We start from the raw sequence: 25,489 nt of genomic DNA on the forward strand, positions 1-25,489 counted from the left end.
ATAGACCACTAAAAAATATTATTATGAAATTGATTATGCTTCTACTGCTTACAGGACTTTTGGTTCTCAGCTGTAAAAAAGAAATAAAGACGGAACGTTCGGTCAGGACAGACAGTGTAATTATTGATACGGTTAGAACAGATACTGTAGTCACCGGAAATCATGTATCTCCACCTGGCAAAACAGATACAATAGTAACAAGAGGCGATAACGGCTCTAAAAAGTTTAGCGATACCGCTACAATGCCTAAGAGCAAAAAATCCAAGTAATAAAATTTACCCGTCATATTTGCAAAAAACCCGTTTTCGCTTTATGGAAATGGGTTTTTAATTTTTTAGATATTACGGAAAATCTAATAATTTCTTTTTAAAATAATGTTAATGATAAGATTAATTTAGTATTAAATTATAAACAATAAAATTATATACAATGATAATTAATAATAAAATTAACTTTATTTAACGTTTAGATAAATATACAAGGCTCGATATTTGCATGGTAAACAAAGCGTCCCAATGATATTTTTACTAAGATTAAGAAGAAGAAACCAACACCAAAAACAATTATTATGGTTATCAATGAGAGCATTTTACGATCAGCGGGAGCAGAAACGAGAGATTACAGACCCACAGAAAACTTATTCTGTGAGGGAGATATACCCAGTTATTACTATCAGATCATCACAGGGGAAGTAAAACTGAACAATTATAATGAAGAAGGCAAAGAGTTTATCCAGAATTTTTTATCTGAAGGGCAAAGTTGCGGAGAATCGGTACTTTTTATAGATAAGCCTTACCCGATGAATGCTGAAGCTATTACAGATTGTAGTGTTCTGAGACTTCATAAATCTGTTTTTTTACAATTATTAAAAAATTCCCCCGAATTATACATGGAGGTAAATAGTTTTTTATCTGAACGCCTCTATTACAAATTTGTAATGATGATGAATAATTCTTCCCAACATCCTTTCACCCGATTGAAAGGTCTTATGGATTATCTTAAAAGTTTCCAGGAAGATATGAGCCCGTATTCTTTTGTCGTTCCGTTTACGAGGCAGCAAATGGCCAGTCTAACGGGAATATGCGTAGAAACCGCGATAAGAACAATCAAACATATGGAAAGGGACAATATTGTCAGAATTAAAAATCGTAAAATACTCTATTAAAGATTGTTACGAACAAATTTATTTTCCTCATCTCCTTTGGAATTGATGAATTCTTCCGCACGTATCAGGTGCGGAAGATAAATATAACACCTGAAATACAATATTTAGAAGAAGATCAAGTAAACTTACGATAAAAAGCGAAAATTCTTGATGAATATCAGTTAACATGATTCAGGTCATAAAAAAAATGACTTATTATCACTTACATTTGATATATAATTTTCAGTACAACTTCTTACAGCTTAGTAAAAAAGGAGCGTAGACAGGCATTACCTTTTTATTATCAATTCGAGTTATGCGAATCAAATGGGTTGCCGTCTCTTACGAGTCACGGGGCTGCATATCATTTAATATTAACATATGGAATTATAGTATGAATTACCATTTTTAAAAATAGTATTTCAGTAAAAAATATATGTCGGACCACAGAAACTGATAGAATATTATGAGTTTGGGATAAGCTTCAACATTAAAAAACATACTCCGGACCGGTAAGTCTGAGAGCAAATCTTCCGAACAATAGGCATTCGGAGGCAGACGTAATTCATAATTCTTTTTCCTTGATTGTCCCTTCGATCAGCAAAGTGGAGGGACGATCTTTAAAAACAATAAACACCACTTCAACCATGACACACAATATCACTAACACCAAAAATTTCTCTTCTACAAAGACGACAACAACAAAAATAGACAATGCCACTGTAAAACGTGAAGAGATGAAAAATTCTCCGCTCCACAAGTTCTTTGTAAATGCTCTGAAAGATATTTACTATGCTGAAAATGCAATTCTTGAAGCCTTGGAAAAAATGCAGGATGCAGCCACTACAGAAGAATTAAAAGATGCCTTTGAAGACCATCATCTCCAAACTCAGAAGCATGTAAAACGTCTCGAAAAGGTTTTCCAACTTATCGATGAAAAACCTGAAAAGAAAGAATGTAAGGCTATCAAGGAAATCATCGAAGAGGGAGAAGAAGTCATCAAATCCACAGAAGAAGGAACCGCCACAAGAGATGCTGCACTCATTATTGCTGCCCAAAAGGTAGAACATTATGAAATCGCCACGTATGGAGGCCTTGCCCAGCTGGCCATTACCATGGGGCATGATAAAGCCGCCGATCTTCTTGAACGGACTCTTGAAGAAGAGGAAGACACTGATTACCATCTTACGGAAATCGCAGAGACATCCATCAATTTTGATGCGGAACAGGAAGACTAAACGTTTGGCCTTGCGGCTTGTTTTATTTGGCTTATTCTAACCATGAAATCAAAAAGTATGGATTGTCAGAAAATAATAAGAACCTTGAAACACAAAGACTTTATCAAAGTAACCAACGAGGGAAAGTGGTTTGAAGACGGAGCAGCGATCTATGCCAAAGAAATAAAAGACAATATCTTTTTATTATTTGTCATTCTGAAAGATATAGACATCGAAAATATTCAGGCCCTTATCGCTCATTTTGACAGCTTCGGTAGTATCGGCTTAAAAAAACCGGAACAGATCATGTTTTACCTCTCCATCAGGGATAAAGAAGACCTTCATTATTTTGAGCAATATTTAAAGACGTCCACAAACTAATAACCTTATCAATATGATTTTTGAAAATGAAACTTTACAGCATTCCGGGTTGTACGACAAAAATAATGCGCTGGAAAATGAATCTTTATTTCCGGTTATTATTAATTCTTATGGGGTTACTGCTTTTCTGATCAAGTCATTGGAAAAGATAAAAAATAACGCAACATGTGAAATCCTGAAAGGAGCAATAAATACTTACATAGAAGAATATCTCCTTCATATCCGTGAGTTTCATACTCAAAACACCAGTGAAATCAATGACGCAGATGCAGAAATACGATATGAATCTCCCTCTTTTACTTTATATGCTAAAACAGCCTATTACAAAGTATTGAAGGAAGAAGAATACATCAATAAGCTTCTGGGTGTTCTGGAAAAAGGCAGCACGGAGTAATTTGCTGACCAACCTTTCTGAACTGCTTTTATAATAGACCAACACAAAAAAAGAATATGAATATGAACATTAATGAAAAAAACAACAAAAAGACAGACCAACTTCAATCTCATACCACTTCCAACGAAGGCGAAAAACTGACAACCAATCAGGGATTAAAGATCAATAATAACCAGGATTCCCTTAAAGCCGGAGAAAGAGGTCCGTCATTGCTGGAAGATTTTATCCTAAGAGAGAAAATTACTCATTTTGATCATGAAAGAATTCCTGAAAGGGTAGTACATGCCAGAGGATCCGGAGCCCATGGTGTATTTAAGCTGACCAAAAGTATGGCGGCCTACACAAAAGCAAAATTTTTAACAGAATTAGGAAAAGAAACTCCGGTTTTTGTACGATTTTCTACAGTAGCAGGAAGCAAAGGAAGTACAGATCTGGCCAGAGATGTCCGTGGATTTGCCATTAAATTTTACACTGAGGAAGGAAACTATGACCTTGTAGCCAATAATATGCCTGTATTTTTCATTCAGGACGCAATTAAATTCCCGGATCTTATCCATGCAGTAAAACCTGAACCGGACAACGAAATTCCACAGGCGGCTTCTGCCCATGATACATTCTGGGATTTTATCTCTCTGATGCCTGAAAGTATGCATATGATCATGTGGCTGATGAGCGACAGGGCCATACCGAGAAGCCTCAGAATGATGGAAGGATTTGGAGTTCATTCCTTTAAATTTATTAATGAAGAAGGAAAAGTTCATTTTGTGAAATTTCATTTCAAACCCAAATTAGGTGTTCATTCAGTAGCATGGAACGAAGCTCAGATTATTTCAGGAGTAGATTCCGATTTTCATAAAAGAGATCTGTGGGAAGCTATAGAAAACGGAGACTATCCGGAATGGGATTTTGGTGTACAGCTGATTCCCGAAGAAGATGAGCATAAATTTGATTTTGACCTTCTTGATCCTACTAAACTGGTGCCGGAAGAAGAAGTTCCCGTAGAAATCTTCGGAACATTAACGTTAAACAGAAATCCGGATAATTTCTTTGCAGAAACAGAACAGATCGCATTCCATCCCGGACATATTATTCCCGGAATAGACTTTACCAATGACCCGCTTTTGCAGGGAAGATTATTCTCATACACCGACACCCAATTATCGAGACTCGGCTCCCCGAACTTCCATGAAATCCCCATCAACAGATCGATCAATACTGTTCACAATAACCAAAGGGACGGGCATATGAGACAACAGATCGTCAAGGGAAAAAGCAGCTACGAGCCCAATTCTACCGGAGGAGGATGTCCTTTTCAGGCTATGATGTCGGAAGGAGGTTTTGTATCCCAGCAGGAAAGAGTTTCAGGAGTTAAAATCAGGGAAAGAAGCAAGAGTTTTGTGGATCATTATTCGCAGGCAAAGCTATTCTACAACAGCCAATCAAAACCGGAAAAAGAACACCTTCAGAATGCGCTTATTTTTGAACTGTCTAAGGTCACATTACCGGAAGTTAGAGAGCGCCTCGTCGGACAGCTTGCCTACATTGATATGACACTTGCTTCAAGAGTAGCAGAAAAATTAGGCGTAGAAGTAAAAAAACTGGAATGGCCGAATCAGAGCTTACCTGCAGACAGTAATATCATAGAGCTTCAAAGCGAAGAGAGAGAACCCAATACAAAGACATCCGGGGCCTTAAGTATGCAGAATACCGTAAAGAATACGATCAAAAGCAGAAAGATAGGATTTATTATGGCTAACGGTATCAACGGCGGATCCGTAAATGACATGAAAGTAGCACTTGAAAAAGAAGGTGCCGGAGTTGAATTTATTGCACCGAGTCTTGCTAAAATAAAAGCCGATGACGGCTCAGAAGTTACTCCCAAACATTCTTTGACCAGTACTGCCAGTGTTTGTTTTGACGCCCTTTTTATTTGCCCGGGAGAAGGATCAGTAAAAGAACTGATGATTCCGGAAAATAAACATCTTGTACTCCATTTTATTAACGAAGCTTATAAACATTGTAAAGCTATTTACTTCGGGGCAGATACAGAACCGTTATATCATAACAGCAACGTTGCTTCAAAAAAACATGAAGATCCGGCAATCGTTACCTGGGAAGATAAAACCCCGATGGAAAAATTCATCAAAGCAATAGAAAAGCACAGAGTCTGGGATCTGGAAATGGAGCGAAATGCGCAATCATAACATATCCTTCACACCAATCACTTAAATATAAAATAGTTATGAAAGCAGCCGTTTTTCATTCACCCGGTAATATTACCTGTGATACCGTTGAGGATCCCAGGATTCAGGATGAACGTGATATCATTTTAAAAGTTACTTCCACCGCAATCTGCGGCAGTGATCTGCACATGTACTCAGGAGGGATCCCTCAGTCCAGGCCAATGGTAATGGGTCATGAATTTATGGGAATAGTGGAAGAAACCGGGAAAAATATCACCCATCTAAAAGCAGGCGACAGGGTAGTTGTTCCCTTTCCCATTGCCTGTGGAAGCTGCTTTTTTTGCCAGCATGACCTTCCTACCGCCTGCGAACACAGCAATCCCGATCATTATGGTCCGGAGGGAGGAATCATTACAGAAAAAGGCGGTGCTTTATTTGGATATACAGATTTATATGGTGGCTATGACGGAGGGCAAGCTCAATATGTAAGAGTTCCTTATGCTCACTTTGGCCCCAGAAAAGTCCCGGAAAACCTATCTGATGAACAGGTTTTATTCCTTACCGATATCTTTCCGACAGGTTATACCGGCGTTATGTGGGGAGAACTGAAAGGAGGAGAAACGGTAGTTGTCTTTGGTGCAGGTCCTGTAGGCTCTATGGCAGTGAAAAGTGCTATTCTTTATAATGCTAAAAAAGTAATAGTCGTTGATACTCTACAGTACAGATTAGATCAGCTCAGAAAGCTGACCGGTTGCGAAACAATTTTATGGAAAGACGCAGAAAGTACCATTGAGCAAATAAGGGATATGACAGACGGCAGGGGTGCTGATCTATGTATTGAAGCAGTCGGCTTCGAGCCGGAAAGAAGTTTTATAGACAGAGCAAAAGCTGTTATCAACTTCGAAAAAGGATCTGTAAAAGTACTGGAAGCCTGCATGAGCGCCGTAAGAAGAGGAGGAATTGTCTCTGTACTCGGTGTTTATCCCGCTAATTATGATAATTTCAGACTCGGCCAGATTTTCGATAAGGGAATTACCATTAAAGCAGGACAATGCAACGTTCATCCTATTATTGACCGTCTGATGGGATATGTTCAAAACGGACAGGTGATCCTTGACGACATTATTACCCATCGCTTACCTCTGGATACCGTAGACAAAGGCTACGAAATCTTTAATAAAAAAGAGGACGGATGCGTAAAGGTTGTACTCGACCCATGGAAGCTCTCAAGCTTTTAATATCAATCCAAACCAACTCTTCAAAAGATTATATTATGGAATTTCAAAAGAATCTTCTCGATTATATAAGTCAATCACTGCTGACTACAGATGAAACTATTTCAATTGCTGAAAGCGTTACATCAGGATGCTTGCAACTTGCATTTTCACAGATGAAGAATGCTTCTCTGTTCTACAAAGGCGGAATGACAGCATACACATTGCCTCAGAAAGTAAATTTACTGAAGGTGAATAAACAGGAAGCAGAAGAATGTGATTGCGTTTCAGGACATATTGCAGAAACGATGGCCCTGAATGTTGCCAAATTATATGAATCCGACTGGTCTATTGCTACGACGGGATATTGTACTCCCATCCGAAACTCTGACTATAAGATTTTCGCCTATTTCTCATTCTCATATAAAGGGGAAATTATCCTTACTAAAAAACTCGAACTACACCCTAAAACGCAGTCTCTGAATGCACAGATGTATTATACGGAATTTATTTTAGGCTGCTTTAAAAGTGAACTCAACAGGTTGCTAATCTTACAATAAAAAACTAATGGAACGCAGGAATCAATACGCCCTGGTCACCGGAGCTACAAGCGGAATAGGCTATGAACTGGCAAAACAATTGGCTCAGAACGGCTATGATCTTGTTATGGTAGCCAGGGATCATGAAGAACTCAGAAAAAAGGCTAATGATTTTAAAGAATACGGCATCAATGTCATCAGTATTTCCAAAAATTTATTCCTGCAGGAGGAAGCCTATTCCCTCTATTCTGAACTCACATTAAACGGAATAAGTCCTGAGATTCTTGTCAATGACGCAGGACAAGGCGTCTATGGGAAATTTCAGGAAACAGATATTCATAGGGAAACAGATATTATCAATCTAAATATTATCTCTGTTATTATATTGACCAAACTGTTTATTAAGGACCGACTGTCTAAAGGATCGGGTAAAATTTTGAATCTGGCTTCCGTGGCCAGTAAACTTCCCGGTCCATGGCATTCGGTATACCATGGTACCAAAGCTTTTATATTATCATGGTCTGAGGCTATCCGTGAAGAACTGAAAGATTCGGGAATAAGTGTAACCGCACTTTTGCCCGGGCCCACCGATACTGATTTTTTTAATAAAGCAGATATGAACAGAAGCAAATTGCTTGAAGATAGAGAAATACTCGCTTCCCCTGAAGAAGTTGCCAGGGATGGATACAATGCCTTGATGAACGGAGATGACAAAGTGATATCCGGATTGAAAAATAAATTATCCATAGCTATGGCCAACTTGGCCACAGATAGTATGGTGGCCCACAGAATGGCTGAGATGCAAAAACCCGTTACAGAAAACAAATGATAAATTATGGGAAAATTAGAAGATAAATCAGCCCTGATTACCGGTGCAGACAGTGGAATAGGAAAGGCCGTAGCACTCCTTTTCGCATTGGAAGGAGCAGATATCGCTATTATTTACCATTCGAGTGAAACTGATGCCGAACAGACCAAAAAAGAAATTGAAAATCTGGGCAGGAAATGTGTCATTTTTCAGGGAGACATTAATGATTATGAATTTTGTGAAGAAACAACCCGAAAAGTAATTGCAGCATTCGGAAAGATCGATATTCTGGTGAACAACGCCGGCATTCAGTTTCCCGCTAAAAAGATTGAAGAACTCGAAGAAAAAAATATCCGGAAAACATTCGATTCCAATATTGTCGGAATGATATTATTGACAAAAGTTGTTTTTTCTTACCTGAAAGAGGGAAGCTCTGTGATTAATACGACCTCTGTTTCTGCTTATCAGGGGCATCCCGAGTTGCTGGATTATTCAGCAACAAAGGGTGCCATTGTATCTTTTACACGTTCACTGGCATTACAGGCAAAACCGAAAGGTGTCAGGATCAACGCCGTAGCTCCGGGACCTGTAGCAACACCGCTTACCGAAGAAACTTTTGATGAAGAAGAAGAAAATCCGGATAAACCGCCCTTTGAAAGGAATGCAACACCCGAAGAGATTGCTTTTAGCTTTCTTTTTTTAGCCAGTTCCGATGCGGCGCAGATGACTGGTCAGGTCCTTCATCCCAACGGCGGAATCATTATAAACGGATAACATAAAAGTCCGATTATAAAACAGCAGCCGGGCCTGATTCTTTACAGAGCCCATAAGTTTAACTTTAAAATATGATGGATATGTATAGAGACGGAGCAAGAAAGAGTATATGGCAGGACGAAATCAGGAAATTTTCTATGGAAACTGATCTTAGCCACTTATTTGACGTTGTGATTGTAGGAGGCGGAATCACAGGGGTATCAACAGCCCTGAAGTTACAGGAATCAGGGAAAAAATGTATTATTCTGGAAGCTGCCAATATTGGCTTCGGAACCACGGGTGGAACAACTGCTCATTTAAACGACTTCTTTGATACCACTTTTACTCAGGCAATCGAAGATTTTGGGCTGGACAATGCCAAATTGTATGCAGAATCCGGTAAAGATGCCATTGCAATCATCGAAACTAATATCGACAAATATAAAATAAGCTGCGATTTTACACGGAAATCAGCTTATCTTTTTGCTTTGGATGACAAACAGGAAGAACAATTAAAAAATATTGCTGAAGGAGCTGCCAAAGTTGGCTATGAGATGACCTACGTTAATGAAATTCCATTTCCCATCCCTTTTAAAGAAGCAGTCTTAATCCCTGAGCAGGGGCATTTTCATCCGATAAAATATATCAGAGGACTTTGTGAAGCTTTCATACAATTAGGAGGGGAAATTCTTGAGAACTGTCGTTGTGAAGATTGTAATGAACAGGGTGACTATGTGGTGATAAAAACTTCACGTGGCGAAATAAAAACAAAACATATCGTTTACGCCACCCATATTCCTCCGGGAATTAATGTTCTTCATTTTACCAATGCACCCTACCGGAGCTATGCCATGGCTTTTACATTAAAAGACGACAGATATCCGTGGGAGCTAGGCTACGATCTTTGCGATCCCTATCATTACTATAGAATTCAGGAATGTGACGGTGAAAATCTTTTAATCGCAGGTGGCGAAGATCATAAAACCGGCCATGCTGATGATACGGGAGAACATTTTTCGAAGCTTGAAAATTATGTGAGACAGTATTTTAAGGTGGAAACGGTGCATTATAGCTGGTCAAGCCAATATTACGAGCCTGTGGATGGCTTTCCTTATATCGGAAAACTCCCTGGCAGTAAAGGAAGAATTTGGGTAGCTACCGGATTCAGAGGCAACGGAATGATATTCGGGACACTCTCTTCACAGATCCTTCATGATCTGATCACTACGGGAAAAAATAAATATGGTGACTTGTTTAATCCTTCGAGAATAAAACCGGTTGCTGGATTTTCAGATTTTGTAAAAGAAGCTTCTGCTGTGGTGTTTGATTTTATAAAAGATAAAATTTTCGTTGAAAAAATTGCATCTTTCTCAGAAATAAAAGAAGGTGAAGCAAAAGTTATCCGTTATGAATCTGAATCATATGCTCTCTATAAAGAAAATGACGGAACACTGCATCTTTTAAAAAGCACCTGCCCGCATGCTGCCTGCGAAGTTCGGTGGAACAGTGCCGAACTGAGCTGGGATTGTCCATGCCATGGCTCCAGATTTAATGTTAATGGTAAAATGTTGACGGGGCCTTCCACCAATGACCTGAAGAAAGTATTTCCTTATCAGAAACATTAGACAATACGTTAAATATATACTTCTATGTCCCGCACAGGTTTTTTCTATCGTAACAGTCTGAGCATTGTTTTGATCGTCTTAATGATTTGCTCTCTTATCGGGCAATTCCTGACAGGCTGGAAAACAGAAAATAAGGAATTGGCTGAAAGTGGGCAGGAGGCTCTACGCATATACGAATATCTTCATAGCGGTCACTTCATACAGGCTACATTTGAAAACTGGGAAAGCGAATTTTTACAGATGATGCTCTACGTTCTTTTAACCATTTCTTTGAGGCAAAAAGGCTCCAGCGAGTCAAAACCTATGACGGGTAAAGACGATGTTGATCGGGAGCCTGAAGCACACCCCAACGCTCCATGGCCGGTCAGAAAAGGAGGGGTATGGCTAAAAATTTACAAACATTCCTTATCGATAGCTTTAGGTTTATTCTTTCTGATCAGCCTTATTCTCCATTTTTATGGAAGTATGAAAGATTTTAATCAGGAGCAGTTATTAAAAAATAAGCCGTCATTAAGCGCTTGGCAATATATCAGTGAATCAAGGTTCTGGTTCGAATCATTTCAAAACTGGCAAAGTGAATTTCTGGCCGTTGCCTGTCTGGTTTTATTTTCCATTTGGCTACGCGAAAAAGGATCTCCCCAGTCTAAACCTGTCGATATGCCTCACGATGAAACTCCCTGAAATTTCCCTGATCTGGGTTTCGTTTTCATCACGGAAAAACAGGATGAGGTAAAATCTGAAATACTCTAATAACAAGCCTTTTACGATACTTTATTTAAAGTAAATTGCCGGGTATCTATGAGCTCAATGCTTTTTAAGATTCTTGTCAGTTGATAGTACTTCTGGACTGTAATTCCTGTGCCTCATTTTCGATCATAGATTTATTCCATTTTGAGACAGACGACAACATTTCCCTGAGAACAGTCGCAACGGCAAAAACCTGTACATTCTGATAAAATTCTTCTTCAAATACAGATCTGAACAGAAATACCATCAGGTTCACCGTTTGTGCTTCAGACGTTATTTTATGAGCTTTCCCGGAAGAGATCCAGATGATATGATATTGTGGAACCAGATAAATCTTGTGATCAATATGAAAATATTGATAGCCTTCTTCCACAAAAAGTAAGCTGAGCACGACCGTATACATGTTCATTATGGTCATGTTTCCGGTCTTTTTCGCACGATAAATAAGCTTCTTTGTCGATGGTGCTTTTTGTCTTTTTAATTAGTCCACATTTCATTCTGTCGTTTCAAATATATTTTTTGGCAAATTTAATAGAAACGTCACTATTAATTTTGTAAAATCAAAGAAATAGAGTATTTCATTGATTCTGTTTTACCCTTAAAGTAATTCAAAAGTTATGGGTTAAAAACCGGCAAAAGCAAAATATAAATTTATATCTTATTCATAATGAAAAAACTATGTTCTTTTTTTATCTTAATTTTATTATTAAACACCATCAACATCATGGCACAAAATAAAGCGAATATATTGGTTCTTATTCATTCAGATACTGGAGGAACCTACGAGCTGGCCAAAGAAATCGCAAAAGGTATTGAAAGTGAAAACAATGCAACTGCAAGCCTTAAACTTGTGAAAGCATCTCAAAATCCTAATCTCAAAAAATTACCTGTGGCAACCGTAGAAGAGCTGACCTCTTGCGATGGAATTGCTTTCGGTTCTCCTGTTTATTTTGGAAATATCAGTACGGGAATGAGTGAATTTTTATCCAAAACAGTTCCGTTGTGGACCAACCATGCACTGGAAGGAGTTCCCGCTACTGTTTTTATGTCTGCCGGCAGCGGAGCAGGGAAAGAACTGGCCCTTCAAGGCTTCTGGAACAGCCTGGCAGTACATGGAATGGTATTAGTTTCTAACGGAATCAGAGGGACAGAAGAACTCAATAAAGCAATTCCGCAAGGGAATTCTGTATTAGGAATTACAAGTATGGCTTCCTTAAAAGATGTGGAACGTCCTACAAAAGGAGAAAGGCACTTAGCAGAGCTTCAGGGTAAAAACTTTGCAAAAATTGCTTTTGCCTTAAAGGATACCCATCCTAAAAAAAGAGTTCCGGTTGCTGAACACCATCAGAATTTTAATGACATTTTAAAACAAAAAAATATTACACTTCCCCAGGTTCCCAAGCCGGCAGGAAATTATCAACCGTTTGTACGTTCCGGAAATCTGGTATTCATCAATCAGGTTGCATTAAAGGACGGAAAAATTGTAAATCCGGGAAAATTAGGGGTAGATGTAAATGAACAACAGGTAAAGGATGCTACAGAAGTAACAATGCTGAATGTGATATCTGTATTGAATGAAGCTGTAGGAGGGGATTTGAGCCGTGTAAAGCAATGTGTTCAACTGACAGGAATTTTTAATACAAAAGACGATTACACCAAGCATGCAGATCTCATGAATGTTGCATCAGATCTGACCGTTGACATTTTCGGAGATAAAGGAAAGCATGCAAGAGGAACGCTGGGAGCATCGTCCATCCCTGTTAATTCTTCCGTGGAGATCCAGGCTATTTTTGAAGTCGAATAAATATCTGTATTATTTTGCAACGAATGCACGAATTATGCTATGTTTCTAAAGTCTTTCGTGCATTCGTGGCAATTAATATATTCCCGGAAGTGTACAGGATTTTACTGGTTTTTAGGAACTTTATGAGGACTTACTGGACATATTGGTGAAAACTTCAGCAATAACAGGTATACTTTGTTCCAATTGCTCCTCAGAAAGGGCCCCATAACTTAATCTAAAACCATTGACAGATGTTCTGCTGTATTGCTTCGGATGGATGATTTTTATTTTTTTTTCTGACAGACAACTTACAACGGCATTCCAGTCCAACTGTACCTTAGGAGTGATCCAAAAGGCGAGTCCGCCCTCAGGTAAAGTAAAATCAGCAAGCTCTTTCAGGTGTTTGTTCAAAAGATCAAATACAAAATCCCTTTTATTCTTGTAATGAGCCGTTGCTTTTCTAATATGTTTTTTTACCGCTCCTTCCCTGATCAATTGAAGAACGGCCTGTTCCATAATGACATCCCCATGAACATCAATAATCTTTCTCAGATTTCCTATTTTTTGTAACAGCCCTTCATTTTTTGTGGCCAGGTAACCAATCCGGAGGGCAGGAGCTACCACCTTGCTTAGTGTTCCGATGTATACATAATTATTAAGTTCTTCATAACTTGAAACAGGCAGAACCGGACGATATCCGAAATGAAACTCATTGTCATAATCATCTTCAATGATCGTAATATTGTGCTGGTTAGACAATTCTATAAGTTTTAATCTCCTAGCAAGACTTAATGTAACAGTAGTAGGATACTGTCTGTGAGGAGTGATATATATCGCTTTGATATTCTTATGCTGAATCAGTAATTCTTCAATGGCTTTAATATCTATACCTTCCTCATCTACAGATACCGGCAAAAGTCGGGCACCTGCATACTCAAATGCCTGCCATGCAGGCTGATATCCGGGATCTTCTACAATGATCTGATCGCCTCCTTTCAATAGGGTCTGAGCCGTCAGAAACATACCCATCTGGCTTCCACGCGTAATGGTAAGTTCGCTTTCATCAATATTCATTCCACGTTGATGATTGAGCATCTGGGAAATGGTTTTCCTGAATTCTATATCACCATGTTCATTGGCATAGCCCATCATCTGCCATTTTGCTTTGATACTGAATATCTGCCGATAAGCTCTGGCCAACTCCGTTACAGGTGCAATTTTACTGTCCGGATGCCCGTCATCAAATTTGATGAAAACTTCTCCTGGTGCTATTGAACGTCCACCAATCTTATCGATACGATTGGTCATATGTTCATGTAAAGCCGGAAGCTTATTGGATACAAAAATACCTTTTCGTTCTTTTGAAATCACCCATTCCTCGTTGATCAGAACCTGGTAGGCTTCTACAACCGTATTTCTGTTGATTTTCAACGTGATCGCAAGGTTCCTGCTGCCGGGAAGGGCATCTCCGGCTTTCAATCTGCCGGAGCGGATATCAGTAATAATGCTATCTGCGATCTGTAAATAGACTGCTTTCTCAAGCTTTTTGTCAATTTCAAATTCTAATTTCCAAGGTCGGAGCATCTGGACTACTTATTTATATAAAAACTGAGTTATTTAAACAGTCCAAATATAGAATAATTTTGTCTTGCAATTAAGCACAAAACCATTAAAATTTTAAAATCATGGACAAGAAACAATTTAGTTCTAAAGATTTTCACCAGACCTTTGCGAGACCAACGTATGTAAAACCTACTCATTTAATTCATAAAAATGTAGAAAATGCGGGGGAACACAACCAATTTTCAACAGAAAGAAAGCATCCTGTTTTCTTTGTAGATCTTCCAAGCAAAAATGTAAGCATGACCATTGGCGGTCTTTTACCGGGCCAGCAAACCAACAGGCACCGTCATACTTATGAAACGGTGTTATTTGTGATTGAAGGAAAAGGATGGACGGAAGTAGAAGACGAAAAAGTGTATTGGGAAGCTGGAGATGCTGTTTACATTCCTTCATGGGCATGGCACAAGCACCAGAATCTCAGTGATACTGACCCCGCCAAATATATTGCCTGTGAAAATGCTCCCCAGCTTCAAAACTTAGGAGTAGCTTTGAGAGAAGAAGAGGGAAGAGATCTTTAATTTTAGTTTAATTATCTATGAAAAACGTTCCTTTTAAAGGCATTATTGCCTATCCCATCACACCATTTGATGATCACGAAAAAGTGGATATCCCTCTTTTTAAACACCTTGTAGAGAGATTGATTGAGTCAGGAAACCACGGAATCGCTCCTTTGGGAAGCACAGGTGTAATGCCTTATCTGTCTGATGATGAGAAAGAAGCTATTACTGAAGCCACTATACAGCAGGTAAAAGGCAGAATTCCCACTTTGGTAGGAGTATCTAATCTGACAACGGAAAAGACCATCCATCATGCACAGTTTGCAGAAAATGCCGGTGCTGATGCGGTTATGATTATTCCGATGAGTTATTGGAAACTGACTGACGATGAGATTGTTTCCCATTATGATGCTGTTGCCGGTAAAATTTCTATTCCGATTATGGCATATAATAATCCGTCAACAAGTGGAGTAGATATGTCTCCGGCTCTTTTGAAAAGATTATTGGAAATTCCAAATGTCACAATGATCAAAGAAAGCTCCGGTGATGTCCAGAGAATGCATTATCTGAGGAGAGAGCTGGGGGAAGATGTAGCATTCTATAATGGCTCCAATCCTTTGGCGCTGGCCGCTTTCTCTGCCGGAGCGAGAGGCTGGTGTACAGCAGCACCCAATCTGATTCCTGAGCTTACTCTTAAATTATATGAAGCGGTGGAAGCGGGTGACCTGGAAAAAGCTAAGGAAACTTTTTATCAGCAATTTGACCTTTTAAAATTTATTGTGAATAAAGGGCTGCCAAGAGCAGTGAAAGCTGGTCTTAGTATTCTCGGAGAACAAGGCGGGAATTTAAGAAGCCCGTTGAGACCTCTTCAACAATCAGAGACAGAAGAATTAAAAAGAATTATTCAAAACATTACTAATTAAAAGAACATTATGAAAAAGTCAGTTTTTTATCATGCAGGATGCCCGGTTTGCATCAGTGCGGAGCATGATATCGTTAACCTTATAGGTACAGAGAATGTAGAAATCATTCATTTGGGGAATGATAAAGCAAAAATTGCACAGGCAGAAGAATCCGGAGTACGCTCAGTACCAGCCTTGGTAACGCCTAGCGGAAATGTTCTTCATATCAATTTCGGAGCCAGCATGGAAGAGGTGAAAAAATAGCAGTTTGATTTTATAAAGGCGGGGCTTCATAATGCTCCGCCTTTTTTGTGATCAATAATTTTAGCTGCAATAAAATCTAATTGCCACTCATAAACCATACAATGATCGTTGATAAGTGGCAATTAAAGGTTGCATCCCTTATGAAGTTTTCAACTATAATATTGCTGATAATCAGGAATTATGAATTAAATCGTTGCATTTCCTTCTACACCATCTGAATTATCGGTTTTCTTTCCGGTAATTGCTGAAGCCACAAAGCTAAACAGGCTCACAAGTTTACCGGCCTTCGTGTCCCAATAATATGTCTCCTTAGGTTCTACACGGATGATGGTAACATTCGGATCATCTTTTCCGTCAAACCAGGCATTGGCCAAAGGAGACCATTTATCTTCAATAGTCGCTTTGTCTTTGTAAACAGAGGCTTCTCCGTATACGGAAAGATACTCGGCATCACTATTATTCATAAAAAACAACTGAACCCTGCGGTCTTCTTTGATTTCAAAATTTTTATTGCTGGTTCCGCTGCTGATAAACCACAAGTTTCCGCTGTCATCAGTTTCCTGTAAAGACATTGGTCTGGAATTGACAGGTACACGGTCTAATTCTGTACAGAACATACACGTTCTTGCTTTTTCCGACAGTTCTTTAATTTTTTTGATCGCTTCAAGGTGGGTAAGATTCTGTGTTGACATAATAATATATTTAAGTGATTGGTTGTTTTGTATAAAAAGATTCTTACGAAAGAATCAAGATTACTGCGGTAAATATTCAAATATCTGACCAAAAGAATCGAAAATGTGGTACGTGCTATGAAATATTATAAAAATTATTTACTGATATGATGGGTAAAGAACCCGCTTATGGTTTATAGCTCAATAATATTTACAGCTCATGAAATTTGTGTACATTTGAATATGCAGATTTCGCCCCCTCCACATCTGGCACCGTTTATCAGGCATTATATCTATCTGGAAAATTCCCGAGAGGCTGGTGAAAATATGAGATTGTTTACTGACGGAAGTACCGGGCTGATCCTGTCTGGTGATATGAATCTGTATTCCAAAATTTCAGGAGATCAAATGCCCCTTTCATTTTTTTATGGGGTGCCGGATACGTACAAAGATTTTTATTCAAAAGGAAAATTTTCACTGATAGCGGTGGTATTTCAACCTTACTTTTTAAACATCCTTCTAAAGACTTCAGCCAAAGAGGTTCGAAACCAGATTATTTCTGTGGAAGATGTTGTAAGAGATAAGTTACAGCCGTTTCAGGAAAAACTTTTTACCCAGACAAACCCGTTATCTGTAATCAATGGTCTTAATCTCTTTTTCAGCGAATTTTTAGCACAGGAAACAAAATCCGATTACAGCTTTATTTCTACAGTTCAGCAGTATATTCTTAAAAACAAAGGTTCCGTATCATCCAAAGAACTGGAGCTGTTTACAGGATATTCTGAGCGACATCTGGAAAGAAAATTTGAGGATTTCATGGGCGTTTCTCCGAAGAAATATAGTACTATCATCCGGCTTCATTATTTTTTAAGCCTTATCAACAGAGGAATAGCCGGTGATAATATGACAGCCCTTTCTTACAATGCAGGATATTCTGATCAATCTCATCTCATCAGGGATTTTAAAACCAGTGTAGGACTCACTCCGCGACAGTATATCAAAACAAAAAATAAAATGGCTGTCAATTTCATTGAATTGTAAACCAAAATGTCGGTTTTATACAATTTTTCAGTACTTCAAATGCTTTAGTTTTGCTGAAAAAAATAATGAATATTAAAATTTCCACTGCCCAATTTGAAAACAAAAGCGGAGATAAGGACTATAATCTTTCCGTTATAGAAAAACTCGCTGCCGAAGCAGCTTCCAAAGGTTCTGATGTTATTGCTTTTCATGAATGTTCAATTACGGGATATACTTTTGCCAGAAAACTTTCCAAAGAACAGCTTCTTGATATTGCGGAACTAATTCCTGAAGGAGAAAGTATTCACAAACTCCAACAGATTGCCGGCGAACATGATATTACCATATTGGCAGGCCTTTTTGAAAAAGATGAGAACAATAATCTCTTTAAAGCCTATGTATGTGTTGATAAAACAGGACTGAAAGCCAAGTACAGAAAATTACATCCATTCATTAATCCTCATCTTACTCCCGGAAATGAATATTGCGTTTTTGATATTCAGGGATGGAAATGTGGTATTCTGATCTGCTATGACAATAATATCGTCGAAAACGTAAGAGCAACCAGACTTCTTGGTGCCGACATCATTTTTATGCCTCATGTAACAATGTGTACCCCTTCTACAAGACCCGGAGCAGGATTTGTGGATCCAAAACTTTGGGAAAACAGAGAAAATGATCCTACCTCATTACGCCTGGAGTTTAATGGCATGAAAGGCCGTGATTGGCTGATGAAATGGCTTCCGGCAAGAGCTTATGATAACGGATCTTACATTGTTTTTTCTAATCCTATCGGTATGGATGATGATCAGCTTAAAAACGGTTGCTCTATGATTATTGATCCTTTTGGTGATATCATAGCAGAATGTCATTCGTTTGATGACAGTTTTGAAACGGCTTCTATCACATCTGAAAAATTGACGCAGGCAGGAGGATACAGGTATATCAAAGCCCGCAGACCGGAATTGTACAAAAATATTATTGGTCAGGACCATGTGCCTGATCAGAAAGTGGTCTGGCTGAATGACCAGCAAGGTAAATGATTTTATCCTTCTACAAGGTAAAGAAGCGACGAATTGTATTTTTTCCCTGTCATTTTCTGCTTTTGCCATGACTGCACGAATTATTCTATTTGTGCAGTCATGATACTATTCCCATTAATTATCTGAGAGGATTTGAGGATTTTAAACCTCATAAATTTCTGAATCTGTAAAAACAAAAAACTTACTTTTGCCGGGCAGGTTCTTAGTGTCTAATCCTGTAAATTCACTGAAAGCAGGCAACAGCAATTGGTTATGACTAAGCGCAAAACAGGGAAGCCTGATACTTTTTACTGCAGAATTCAGCACTATTCCGGGATGAATATGACCGGTAATTTGAAATGTCTGTAAAGACGAATCAAAGTCGTGAATAAATGTAAAGTTTTTAATCGTAAGCGAAGCTTCTTTACCATTTAAACACAGTTTTTTCTCCAGGGATTTTGAAATTCTGTCGTGATTTCCTTCGATAAGACAGAAGTGAATATCAGGATACTGGTTCCGCCATGCGCAGAATTCATCAACATCAGAATTATCCCCTGCGTGAAGCAGATCTCCGACCACTATAAATTTTTCAGGCTGAAAAAATTCAATCAGGGCAGATAATCTTTCCAGATCACTTTTCATAATATGATTGGCTAAGGCAATTCCATTTTTACGGAAATGAGCGGTTTTTCCGATATGCAGGTCAGAAAGAATCAAAGCTTTCTCTTTTTCCCAAAAAACAGCACGTTGATTGGTTAAAGTAAAAATTTCGTTCTGAACGGACAGGTTTCTGGTGACTATAAACACTTGTTAATAAGTTGATAATTGATTATTTATACTGTTTTTCTAAGTATACTTGAGATTTCTAGCAGGAGGATTCAGCTTAGTTGTCTATTCTGCTGATGTGAAAATTCTCATCAAAGATATAGGTTAGCGGAATTCCGGTAGCGATTTCACGTTCCAGGATTTCTTCAGGAGAAAGATTCTCAAGGTACATAATCAGAGCGCGGAGACTGTTACCATGAGCGACAATCAGTACATTTTCACCTTTTTTCAAAAGAGGAAGAATATGCATTTCATAATACGGGATAACCCTGCTATACGTAATCTTCAGACTTTCACCTCCCGGCGGAACTACATCAAAGGACCTTCGCCACGTACGAACCTTGTCGTCACCGTATTTAAGGGCGGTTTCAGCTTTATTCAACCCTTCCAGATTTCCGTATGAACGCTCGTTGAGTGCTTTATCCATGATGACCGGGATATTGGGTTTCCCCATTTCGTCCAGAATGATGCTGAGAGTATGCTGGGCTCTGATTAGGGCCGAAGTAAAAGCTACATCTATTTTTTCCCCTTTCAATGCAATACCTGCTTTCTTTGCCTCTTCGATACCCGCTTCAGTTATATCGATATCCTGCCAACCTGTGAACCTGTTTTCAAGATTCCAGAGTGACTGTCCGTGACGGACTAAGAATAATTTTGTCATTGTGTATATTTTATTTTATTCTTTCCCAAGAAGATATTCTAATTTACGATAATTATTGGGAGGAGTCAAGTGATTTTTGTCATCAATCGGTACAAATACTGCTCATTGTGTCCTTTCACAAAAGTGTTTTATAGTTTAAGCATTCTCCTGATCCTTGCGTCTAATCCTTCACTGGAAAGCGTTTGTCTCAGGCTGTCTACTTTTATAGGAAAGCTGAGTGGGGTAAAGGAACGGGAACGTTTCAGAATAATCTGAGATTTTTCGATTCTTTTAAAAGCTTCCACAAGCCTTTGTTCCTGAAGCTGCATATTAAACACTTCAGTATATGCCTGTTTGATAAGAAAATGATTGGAATCGTAATCTTCAAGGACTTTAAAAATAAGACCTGCAGAACTTTGCAGAGACTTATTAGACCGTTGCTGGCCCGCATAGTTCTGAATGACCATTCCTGAAATCACAGCAATATCACGGAATTTCCTTCTTGCCATTTCTGCAGAATTGATACTGGCAATCACATCTGTCATCAACTGATCCCTTGTCAGCACCTGATGGAGATTTTCTTCGTTAAGAGGTATTTCTTTATCGCTGAAAAGCTCAAATCCATAATCATTCATTGCCATGGAAAAGGATATGGGAGCCAGTTTTGAAATCCGGTAGGCGATCAGAGCAGCCATGACTTCATGTACCAGGCGACCTTCAAAAGGATACATAAAAAGATGATATCCTTCACGGTTTTTAATCAATTCGACAAGGAATTCGTTCTCCTTGGGAATGTGTGAGTTTTTTTCCTGATTGGTTAATAACGGATGTAAAAATTTCAGCTCTTTTTCCGAAGTCTTCGGGCTTAACGCATGCGAAAGTTTTTCCCTTAAAAAATGTCCAAGATTAGAACTTAAGGGTAATCTTCCTCCAAGATAACTTGGCACCAGTGCTTTTCCTTTGGCAGACCTTACATAGACGGTCATATCTTTGATCATGGCTACTTCAAGAGTTCGTCCTGCCAGAATAAATTTTTCTTCTTTTTTTAATTTTGAAATAAAGTATTCTTCAATCATTCCGATATACCCGCCGGAAATAAATTTTACTTTCAGCATGGCATCACTTACGATCACTCCCATATTCATACGGTGCAGCATTGCTATTTTCCTGGAAGTCACTTTGTAGAGCCCGTCGTCCATGATGACAATTTTATGGAATTCTTCATAACTTTTTAAAACACTTCCACCAATAGTCAGAAATTCCAGGATACTTTTCCATTCTTCATCCATTATTTCCTGGAATGCATATACTTTTTTGATTCTTTCGTAGGTTTCATCAGGATAAAAACCATCTCCTACAGCAAGTGTCATCAGAAACTGCACCAGCACATCAAAACACAGAACCTGAGGCTCCCGGGGCTCTACCACTTTTTGTTTTACCGCTTCTTTCAATGCAGCCACTTCAATCAGCTCTAAAGAATGGGTTGGGACACAATAAATTTTAGAGGTTTCAAAAGGGGAGTGCCCGCTACGTCCTGCCCGCTGTAAAAACCGCGCTACTCCTTTTGCAGAACCAATTTGAATGACAGTATCCACAGGCTTAAAATCTATTCCCAAGTCTAAAGAAGAAGTGGAAACAACGGCTTTTAGTTTTCCGGAACTCAGGTTTTCTTCAATCCAGATTCGTAAATGAGCGTCAATAGAACTGTGATGGATGGCGATCTGGCCTGCAAAATCAGGATAGGCTTCCAGTAATAACTGATACCACATTTCACTCTGGCTTCGCGTATTTGTAAAAACGATGGTCGATTTTGAATCTAGAATAATGGGAACTACTTTATCAGCCAGCTTATTCCCGAGATGACCTGCCCAGGGCAATATTTCTATTTCATTAGGAAATACAGGGATGATATCGATTTTTTTATGTTCTTTTGCCGTGATTTTTACCTTTTTAATGTCATAGGGAATGAGAATATGCATGGCATCATCCAGATTCCCAATGGTTGCCGTAATTCCCCATATTTTCATTTTTGGAACATACTTTCTCAGTTGTGATATGGCCAGCTCTACCATGACACCACGTTTTGATCCCAGGAGCTCATGCCACTCATCTACAACAATGGATTTCATATCACGGAAAAAAGTTCCATGATTTTTCTGTGCTAAAAGTAAATGGAGACTTTCAGGAGTGACCACCAGAATTTCGGGCATTTTCTTCACCTGTTGCTGCCTTACTTTAGGATCAGTATCTCCGTTTCGTACCCCGACAACCCAATCCAGTCCGATTTCGTCCATCGCTTCCTGCATGGCTTTGGCAATATCTTTTGATAAGGATCTCAGAGGCGTGATCCAGATCATCTGCAGTCCTTTTTTATAGTTTTCGGGATGATTGAGAAAATCTGAAATCAGTGCCAAAAAAACAGAAAATGTCTTTCCGAATCCCGTAGGTGCCACTACCATTCCGCTATAGCCGTTTTGAAATTTGCGCCATGTATCGGTCTGGAATTTAAAAGGAGACATTCCTTTATCTGTCATCCATTGCTGAATGATTTTAAAACCATCTGTATGTTCAAATGCTGCCAAATTATTGTATCAGTTTTTTAATTTCTTCAAGGTCATCAATTTCGTTCACTGTTTTATCTTTCCGCCATCTTACAATTCTCGGAAAACGAAGGGCGACACCACTTTTATGTCGGTTGCTGAAGCCTATTCCTTCAAAAGCAATCTCAAAAACGAGTTCTGCTTTTACCGTTCGTACAGGACCAAACTTTTCAATGGCGTTTTTGGTAACAAAACGGCTGACTTCCATAATTTCTTTATCTGTAAGCCCCGAATAGGCTTTTGCTATTGTTACAAGGCTGTCTCCATTCTTTACGGCAAAGGTATAATCAGTATAATAGGCACTTCGCCTGCCACTTCCTTTTTGAGCATAGATCAAAACGGCATCTATGGTAAAAGGATTTATTTTCCATTTCCACCAGTCACCTTTCTTACGACCGGCATGATAGGGAGATCTTTTTTGTTTCAGCATTAATCCTTCGCTATTGACTGATCTTGAGCTCTCACGGATGGCATCCAGCTCATCCCATTTTTCAAAATCTACTATTGTTGAAATTCTTATGTTTTCAGGGTTTTCATTTAATAATAATTCTTCCAGCATGGCTCTTCTTCCTGAAATGGGTTTGTCTCTCAAATCATTATTCTCAAGTTCCAAAAGGTCATAGGCAAACACTTGGACAGGAATTTCAGAAAGCATTTTTTTTGTTAAGGTTTTTCTGTTTAATCTTTTTTGTAATTCATTAAAATTTAAAACCTTATCATCTTTTACGGCAAGTATTTCACCGTCTAAAACAAAACTTCCTTTCATATTTTTTACAGTTTCCACAATTTCAGGAAATTGTTCGGTAATGAGTTCTTCTCCCCGTGACCATATAAAGATTTCATCATTTCTCCGGATAATCTGCCCGCGGATTCCGTCCCATTTGTATTCTGCCATCCACTCGCCGGGCTCTCCAAGCTCATCTAGAGCTTTTTCCAAAGGATAGGCGAGGCAGAACGGATAGGGTTTTGAATCGTCAGGATTGATATTTTCAGCGGTTATCAGCTCCCGGAAAGACGTTTCATCCGGAAGCCATTTTCCCATCAGGCTGTGCATAAGAGCACTGGATTCCTGTCCCGAAAATTTTGTCAGGGCGTTAATCAATGTTTTATCGGAAACCCCGATCCGAAAACTGCCTCCGATCAATTTATTGAAAATTAAACGTTCTGTATAATCGAGACCGTTCCATGATTGAAGTACAAATTCTTTCTTCCCAGCCTCTGTCTTATTTTTTAAATCCACAATGTCATTCATCCATTGTGATAATGTACGGTCTATTTTTTCCCCGGGTGGAGGAAGGATTAGTGAAAGGGTCTCGCCAAGATCTCCTACGGAAGAATAGCTTTCCTGAAACAGCCATAATGGAAGTTTTGTGATTTCCAAAGCCCATTCCTTCATATAATTAGTGTTGACATTCCTTTTGGGGCGTTTACCGGTAAACAAAGCGATAAACCATACTTTATCATCGTCAGGAGCACGCTCAAGATAGTCAATGATCGCATCAATTTTTGCATTGGTTTTGTTGGTGGTTTCCAGCGCGTTGATTAATTCTGCAAAATGTCTCATGGTTCCGGGGTTTCTAAGGTTTCCTTTTCAGTTTCTTCCTCATCTTCGCCAAAGAGAGTTTCCACCACATCCGACCGAATTCCTATTTCATTCAGATACTTGGAAAAAACCTCTGTCTGCCCATGGGTCACATGTACAAGCTCTGCTTCTGTGGCTTTTACCGTTTGCAATAATCCTTTCCAGTCGGCATGGTCACTCATGGCAAATCCGGCGTCAGCGCTTCGCCATCTTCGTGCACCGCGCACCTGCATCCAACCTGAACAGATTGCTGTTGCCGGATCTGGAATTTTCTTGATAATATTGCTGTCCAGCAGAGCCGGCGGTACTATCACTATTTCATGTTGCGTTTCTTTGGGGCGTTCCCTGAAATCCGCGATGGTATATTCCGGAAGGGCAACTCCCACTGCCTCAAATGCTTCATTTAATTTTCCGATAGAATAGTGGACATAGATTTGTCCCAAACCTTCCACCGCTTTCATAATTCGCTGTGCTTTTCCTAAAGAATAGCCGATAAAGACGGATGTTTTATTGTTTTCTTTATTTTTTAATACCCAGTTTTGAAGTTTCTTATTTAAATCCGGAACTTCAAGCCAGTTGTAAATAGGAAGTCCAAATGTACTTTCAGTGACAAACTCATTGCATTTCACCAGTTCAAACGGAGTGCTTAAACCATCTTCCTGGACTTTGTAATCACCTGAGATAACAGCTACATAACCCTTATATTCAAGCCTTATCTGGGCCGAGCCAATAATATGACCTGCAGGATGCAATGACAATTGTACACCATTCATATTGATTTTCTCTCCATATTCAAGACTCTGGCATTCAATATCCGGGCTTATGCGTTGATGCAAAATAGGTTTTGTAAAATGATGACAAAGATATTTTTTCATTCCCCACCGGGCATGATCAGCGTGTCCGTGGGTAATGACGGCCATGTCTACAGGTCTCCAGGGGTCTATATAAAATTTCCCCTGAGGACAGTAAATTCCTTTTTTAGTAAATGTGATTAATTTCAATGGTGTGATTGGGTTTATAGGATATGCTTCAAAAACTTAACCAAATTACAATAA

26 protein-coding genes are annotated in these 25,489 nt (G+C 38.9%); 18 read left to right on the forward strand and 8 right to left on the reverse strand.

Going from position 1 to position 25,489, the window contains the following annotated elements; translation table 11 throughout:
- Positions 1 to 35 precede the first annotated feature (35 nt).
- The 12 genes from M030_RS0103440 (at position 36) to M030_RS0103500 (ending at position 10,939) form a co-directional block, all read left to right on the forward strand.
- The gene (locus M030_RS0103440) at positions 36 to 269 is read left to right on the forward strand and encodes a hypothetical protein (RefSeq protein ID WP_155860233.1); all 234 of its coding nucleotides are present in this window, start codon (positions 36 to 38) and stop codon (positions 267 to 269) included.
- Positions 270 to 568: 299 nt separating this feature from the next.
- Entirely contained in the window at positions 569 to 1,165 is a 597-nt protein-coding gene (locus M030_RS0103445) for a Crp/Fnr family transcriptional regulator (protein ID WP_027372262.1), read from the forward strand.
- A gap of 626 nt (positions 1,166 to 1,791) precedes the next feature.
- Positions 1,792 to 2,382 carry a DUF892 family protein gene (locus M030_RS0103455; RefSeq protein ID WP_027372263.1) on the forward strand — a complete coding sequence of 197 codons (591 nt, stop codon included), beginning with the start codon at positions 1,792 to 1,794 and terminating at the stop codon, positions 2,380 to 2,382.
- Between the two features lie 57 nt (positions 2,383 to 2,439).
- Positions 2,440 to 2,742, forward strand: a complete 303-nt coding sequence (locus M030_RS0103460; protein WP_123840940.1) for a hypothetical protein — start codon at positions 2,440 to 2,442, stop codon at positions 2,740 to 2,742.
- Between the two features lie 13 nt (positions 2,743 to 2,755).
- Positions 2,756 to 3,136 carry a hypothetical protein gene (locus M030_RS0103465; protein ID WP_027372265.1) on the forward strand — a complete coding sequence of 127 codons (381 nt, stop codon included), beginning with the start codon at positions 2,756 to 2,758 and terminating at the stop codon, positions 3,134 to 3,136.
- Positions 3,137 to 3,192: 56 nt separating this feature from the next.
- Positions 3,193 to 5,340 carry a catalase gene (locus M030_RS0103470; protein ID WP_027372266.1) on the forward strand — a complete coding sequence of 716 codons (2,148 nt, stop codon included), beginning with the start codon at positions 3,193 to 3,195 and terminating at the stop codon, positions 5,338 to 5,340.
- A 38-nt stretch (positions 5,341 to 5,378) separates the two neighbouring features.
- Positions 5,379 to 6,557 carry a zinc-dependent alcohol dehydrogenase gene (locus M030_RS0103475; protein ID WP_027372267.1) on the forward strand — a complete coding sequence of 393 codons (1,179 nt, stop codon included), beginning with the start codon at positions 5,379 to 5,381 and terminating at the stop codon, positions 6,555 to 6,557.
- Positions 6,558 to 6,592: 35 nt separating this feature from the next.
- Complete coding sequence (locus M030_RS0103480; RefSeq protein WP_027372268.1) at positions 6,593 to 7,093, forward strand: CinA family protein; 501 nt, start codon at positions 6,593 to 6,595, stop codon at positions 7,091 to 7,093.
- A gap of 7 nt (positions 7,094 to 7,100) precedes the next feature.
- Positions 7,101 to 7,901: an SDR family NAD(P)-dependent oxidoreductase gene (locus tag M030_RS0103485; RefSeq protein ID WP_027372269.1), complete on the forward strand. Its 801-nt coding sequence runs from the start codon at positions 7,101 to 7,103 to the stop codon at positions 7,899 to 7,901.
- A 6-nt stretch (positions 7,902 to 7,907) separates the two neighbouring features.
- Positions 7,908 to 8,654, forward strand: a complete 747-nt coding sequence (locus M030_RS0103490) for an SDR family oxidoreductase (protein WP_165446365.1) — start codon at positions 7,908 to 7,910, stop codon at positions 8,652 to 8,654.
- A gap of 71 nt (positions 8,655 to 8,725) precedes the next feature.
- A complete protein-coding gene (locus M030_RS0103495) occupies positions 8,726 to 10,258 on the forward strand; it encodes an FAD-dependent oxidoreductase (protein WP_027372271.1) in 1,533 nt (510 codons plus the stop codon).
- Between the two features lie 24 nt (positions 10,259 to 10,282).
- A complete protein-coding gene (locus tag M030_RS0103500; RefSeq protein ID WP_027372272.1) occupies positions 10,283 to 10,939 on the forward strand; it encodes a DUF6766 family protein in 657 nt (218 codons plus the stop codon).
- A gap of 145 nt (positions 10,940 to 11,084) precedes the next feature.
- Here the strand turns inward: M030_RS0103500 and M030_RS25840 are convergent, their stop codons facing one another.
- Positions 11,085 to 11,414: an AraC family ligand binding domain-containing protein gene (locus tag M030_RS25840; protein ID WP_034722062.1), complete on the reverse strand. Its 330-nt coding sequence runs from the start codon at positions 11,412 to 11,414 to the stop codon at positions 11,085 to 11,087.
- A 258-nt stretch (positions 11,415 to 11,672) separates the two neighbouring features.
- Between M030_RS25840 and M030_RS0103510 the strand changes: the two genes are divergently transcribed.
- Positions 11,673 to 12,809, forward strand: a complete 1,137-nt coding sequence (locus M030_RS0103510; RefSeq protein WP_027372274.1) for an NAD(P)H:quinone oxidoreductase — start codon at positions 11,673 to 11,675, stop codon at positions 12,807 to 12,809.
- Between the two features lie 120 nt (positions 12,810 to 12,929).
- Here the strand turns inward: M030_RS0103510 and M030_RS0103515 are convergent, their stop codons facing one another.
- A complete protein-coding gene (locus tag M030_RS0103515; protein WP_027372275.1) occupies positions 12,930 to 14,372 on the reverse strand; it encodes a PLP-dependent aminotransferase family protein in 1,443 nt (480 codons plus the stop codon).
- 101 nt (positions 14,373 to 14,473) lie between these two features.
- Here M030_RS0103515 and M030_RS0103520 point away from each other — a divergent pair, with 101 nt between their 5' ends.
- From M030_RS0103520 to M030_RS0103530, 3 genes are read left to right on the forward strand one after another with little or no spacing between them, the layout of a single operon-like run.
- Entirely contained in the window at positions 14,474 to 14,929 is a 456-nt protein-coding gene (locus tag M030_RS0103520; protein WP_027372276.1) for a cupin domain-containing protein, read from the forward strand.
- Positions 14,930 to 14,946: 17 nt separating this feature from the next.
- Entirely contained in the window at positions 14,947 to 15,831 is an 885-nt protein-coding gene (locus tag M030_RS0103525) for a dihydrodipicolinate synthase family protein (RefSeq protein WP_027372277.1), read from the forward strand.
- 9 nt (positions 15,832 to 15,840) lie between these two features.
- Positions 15,841 to 16,074, forward strand: coding sequence for a hypothetical protein (locus M030_RS0103530; RefSeq protein WP_027372278.1), 234 nt, complete (start codon positions 15,841 to 15,843; stop codon positions 16,072 to 16,074).
- A gap of 185 nt (positions 16,075 to 16,259) precedes the next feature.
- On the opposite strand, the gene M030_RS0103535 is transcribed toward M030_RS0103530, so the two are convergent.
- Positions 16,260 to 16,766, reverse strand: a complete 507-nt coding sequence (locus tag M030_RS0103535) for a pyridoxamine 5'-phosphate oxidase family protein (protein ID WP_027372279.1) — start codon at positions 16,764 to 16,766, stop codon at positions 16,260 to 16,262.
- A gap of 222 nt (positions 16,767 to 16,988) precedes the next feature.
- Between M030_RS0103535 and M030_RS0103540 the strand changes: the two genes are divergently transcribed.
- Positions 16,989 to 17,786, forward strand: a complete 798-nt coding sequence (locus tag M030_RS0103540) for a helix-turn-helix domain-containing protein (RefSeq protein WP_027372280.1) — start codon at positions 16,989 to 16,991, stop codon at positions 17,784 to 17,786.
- A 65-nt stretch (positions 17,787 to 17,851) separates the two neighbouring features.
- Positions 17,852 to 18,808 (forward strand): nitrilase family protein, encoded by a 957-nt coding sequence (locus tag M030_RS0103545; protein WP_034722063.1) that lies wholly within the window; start codon positions 17,852 to 17,854, stop codon positions 18,806 to 18,808.
- A 141-nt stretch (positions 18,809 to 18,949) separates the two neighbouring features.
- Here M030_RS0103545 and pdeM read toward each other — a convergent pair whose 3' ends face one another.
- From pdeM to M030_RS0103570, 5 genes are all read right to left on the reverse strand, one after another.
- Positions 18,950 to 19,594 carry a ligase-associated DNA damage response endonuclease PdeM gene (gene pdeM / locus M030_RS0103550; RefSeq protein WP_027372282.1) on the reverse strand — a complete coding sequence of 215 codons (645 nt, stop codon included), beginning with the start codon at positions 19,592 to 19,594 and terminating at the stop codon, positions 18,950 to 18,952.
- Between the two features lie 76 nt (positions 19,595 to 19,670).
- The gene (locus M030_RS0103555; protein ID WP_027372283.1) at positions 19,671 to 20,273 is read right to left on the reverse strand and encodes a 2,3-bisphosphoglycerate-dependent phosphoglycerate mutase; all 603 of its coding nucleotides are present in this window, start codon (positions 20,271 to 20,273) and stop codon (positions 19,671 to 19,673) included.
- 128 nt (positions 20,274 to 20,401) lie between these two features.
- Entirely contained in the window at positions 20,402 to 22,834 is a 2,433-nt protein-coding gene (locus tag M030_RS0103560; RefSeq protein WP_027372284.1) for a ligase-associated DNA damage response DEXH box helicase, read from the reverse strand.
- Between the two features lies 1 nt (position 22,835).
- Complete coding sequence (locus M030_RS0103565; protein WP_027372285.1) at positions 22,836 to 24,416, reverse strand: ATP-dependent DNA ligase; 1,581 nt, start codon at positions 24,414 to 24,416, stop codon at positions 22,836 to 22,838.
- Positions 24,413 to 25,435: a ligase-associated DNA damage response exonuclease gene (locus M030_RS0103570; RefSeq protein WP_027372286.1), complete on the reverse strand. Its 1,023-nt coding sequence runs from the start codon at positions 25,433 to 25,435 to the stop codon at positions 24,413 to 24,415. Before M030_RS0103570 ends, M030_RS0103565 begins: the two co-directional genes overlap by 4 nt.
- Positions 25,436 to 25,489: the final 54 nt, after the last annotated feature.

The sequence above is a fragment of the Chryseobacterium sp. UNC8MFCol genome (assembly GCF_000482305.1).
Lineage (GTDB): Bacteria > Bacteroidota > Bacteroidia > Flavobacteriales > Weeksellaceae > Chryseobacterium > Chryseobacterium indologenes.

Bases quoted from the DNA above. Each gene is read 5' to 3' on its own strand.
- M030_RS0103440 (WP_155860233.1), top strand. From the start codon at position 36: ATGCTTCTACTGCTTACAGGACTTTTGGTTCTCAGCTGTAAAAAAGAA.
- M030_RS0103445 (WP_027372262.1), top strand. From the start codon at position 569: ATGGTTATCAATGAGAGCATTTTACGATCAGCGGGAGCAGAAACGAGA.
- M030_RS0103455 (WP_027372263.1), top strand. From the start codon at position 1,792: ATGACACACAATATCACTAACACCAAAAATTTCTCTTCTACAAAGACG.
- M030_RS0103460 (WP_123840940.1), top strand. From the start codon at position 2,440: ATGGATTGTCAGAAAATAATAAGAACCTTGAAACACAAAGACTTTATC.
- M030_RS0103465 (WP_027372265.1), top strand. From the start codon at position 2,756: ATGATTTTTGAAAATGAAACTTTACAGCATTCCGGGTTGTACGACAAA.
- M030_RS0103470 (WP_027372266.1), top strand. From the start codon at position 3,193: ATGAATATGAACATTAATGAAAAAAACAACAAAAAGACAGACCAACTT.
- M030_RS0103475 (WP_027372267.1), top strand. From the start codon at position 5,379: ATGAAAGCAGCCGTTTTTCATTCACCCGGTAATATTACCTGTGATACC.
- M030_RS0103480 (WP_027372268.1), top strand. From the start codon at position 6,593: ATGGAATTTCAAAAGAATCTTCTCGATTATATAAGTCAATCACTGCTG.
- M030_RS0103485 (WP_027372269.1), top strand. From the start codon at position 7,101: ATGGAACGCAGGAATCAATACGCCCTGGTCACCGGAGCTACAAGCGGA.
- M030_RS0103490 (WP_165446365.1), top strand. From the start codon at position 7,908: ATGGGAAAATTAGAAGATAAATCAGCCCTGATTACCGGTGCAGACAGT.
- M030_RS0103495 (WP_027372271.1), top strand. From the start codon at position 8,726: ATGATGGATATGTATAGAGACGGAGCAAGAAAGAGTATATGGCAGGAC.
- M030_RS0103500 (WP_027372272.1), top strand. From the start codon at position 10,283: ATGTCCCGCACAGGTTTTTTCTATCGTAACAGTCTGAGCATTGTTTTG.
- M030_RS25840 (WP_034722062.1), bottom strand. From the start codon at position 11,414: ATGAACATGTATACGGTCGTGCTCAGCTTACTTTTTGTGGAAGAAGGC.
- M030_RS0103510 (WP_027372274.1), top strand. From the start codon at position 11,673: ATGAAAAAACTATGTTCTTTTTTTATCTTAATTTTATTATTAAACACC.
- M030_RS0103515 (WP_027372275.1), bottom strand. From the start codon at position 14,372: ATGCTCCGACCTTGGAAATTAGAATTTGAAATTGACAAAAAGCTTGAG.
- M030_RS0103520 (WP_027372276.1), top strand. From the start codon at position 14,474: ATGGACAAGAAACAATTTAGTTCTAAAGATTTTCACCAGACCTTTGCG.
- M030_RS0103525 (WP_027372277.1), top strand. From the start codon at position 14,947: ATGAAAAACGTTCCTTTTAAAGGCATTATTGCCTATCCCATCACACCA.
- M030_RS0103530 (WP_027372278.1), top strand. From the start codon at position 15,841: ATGAAAAAGTCAGTTTTTTATCATGCAGGATGCCCGGTTTGCATCAGT.
- M030_RS0103535 (WP_027372279.1), bottom strand. From the start codon at position 16,766: ATGTCAACACAGAATCTTACCCACCTTGAAGCGATCAAAAAAATTAAA.
- M030_RS0103540 (WP_027372280.1), top strand. From the start codon at position 16,989: ATGCAGATTTCGCCCCCTCCACATCTGGCACCGTTTATCAGGCATTAT.
- M030_RS0103545 (WP_034722063.1), top strand. From the start codon at position 17,852: ATGAATATTAAAATTTCCACTGCCCAATTTGAAAACAAAAGCGGAGAT.
- M030_RS0103555 (WP_027372283.1), bottom strand. From the start codon at position 20,273: ATGACAAAATTATTCTTAGTCCGTCACGGACAGTCACTCTGGAATCTT.
- M030_RS0103565 (WP_027372285.1), bottom strand. From the start codon at position 24,416: ATGAGACATTTTGCAGAATTAATCAACGCGCTGGAAACCACCAACAAA.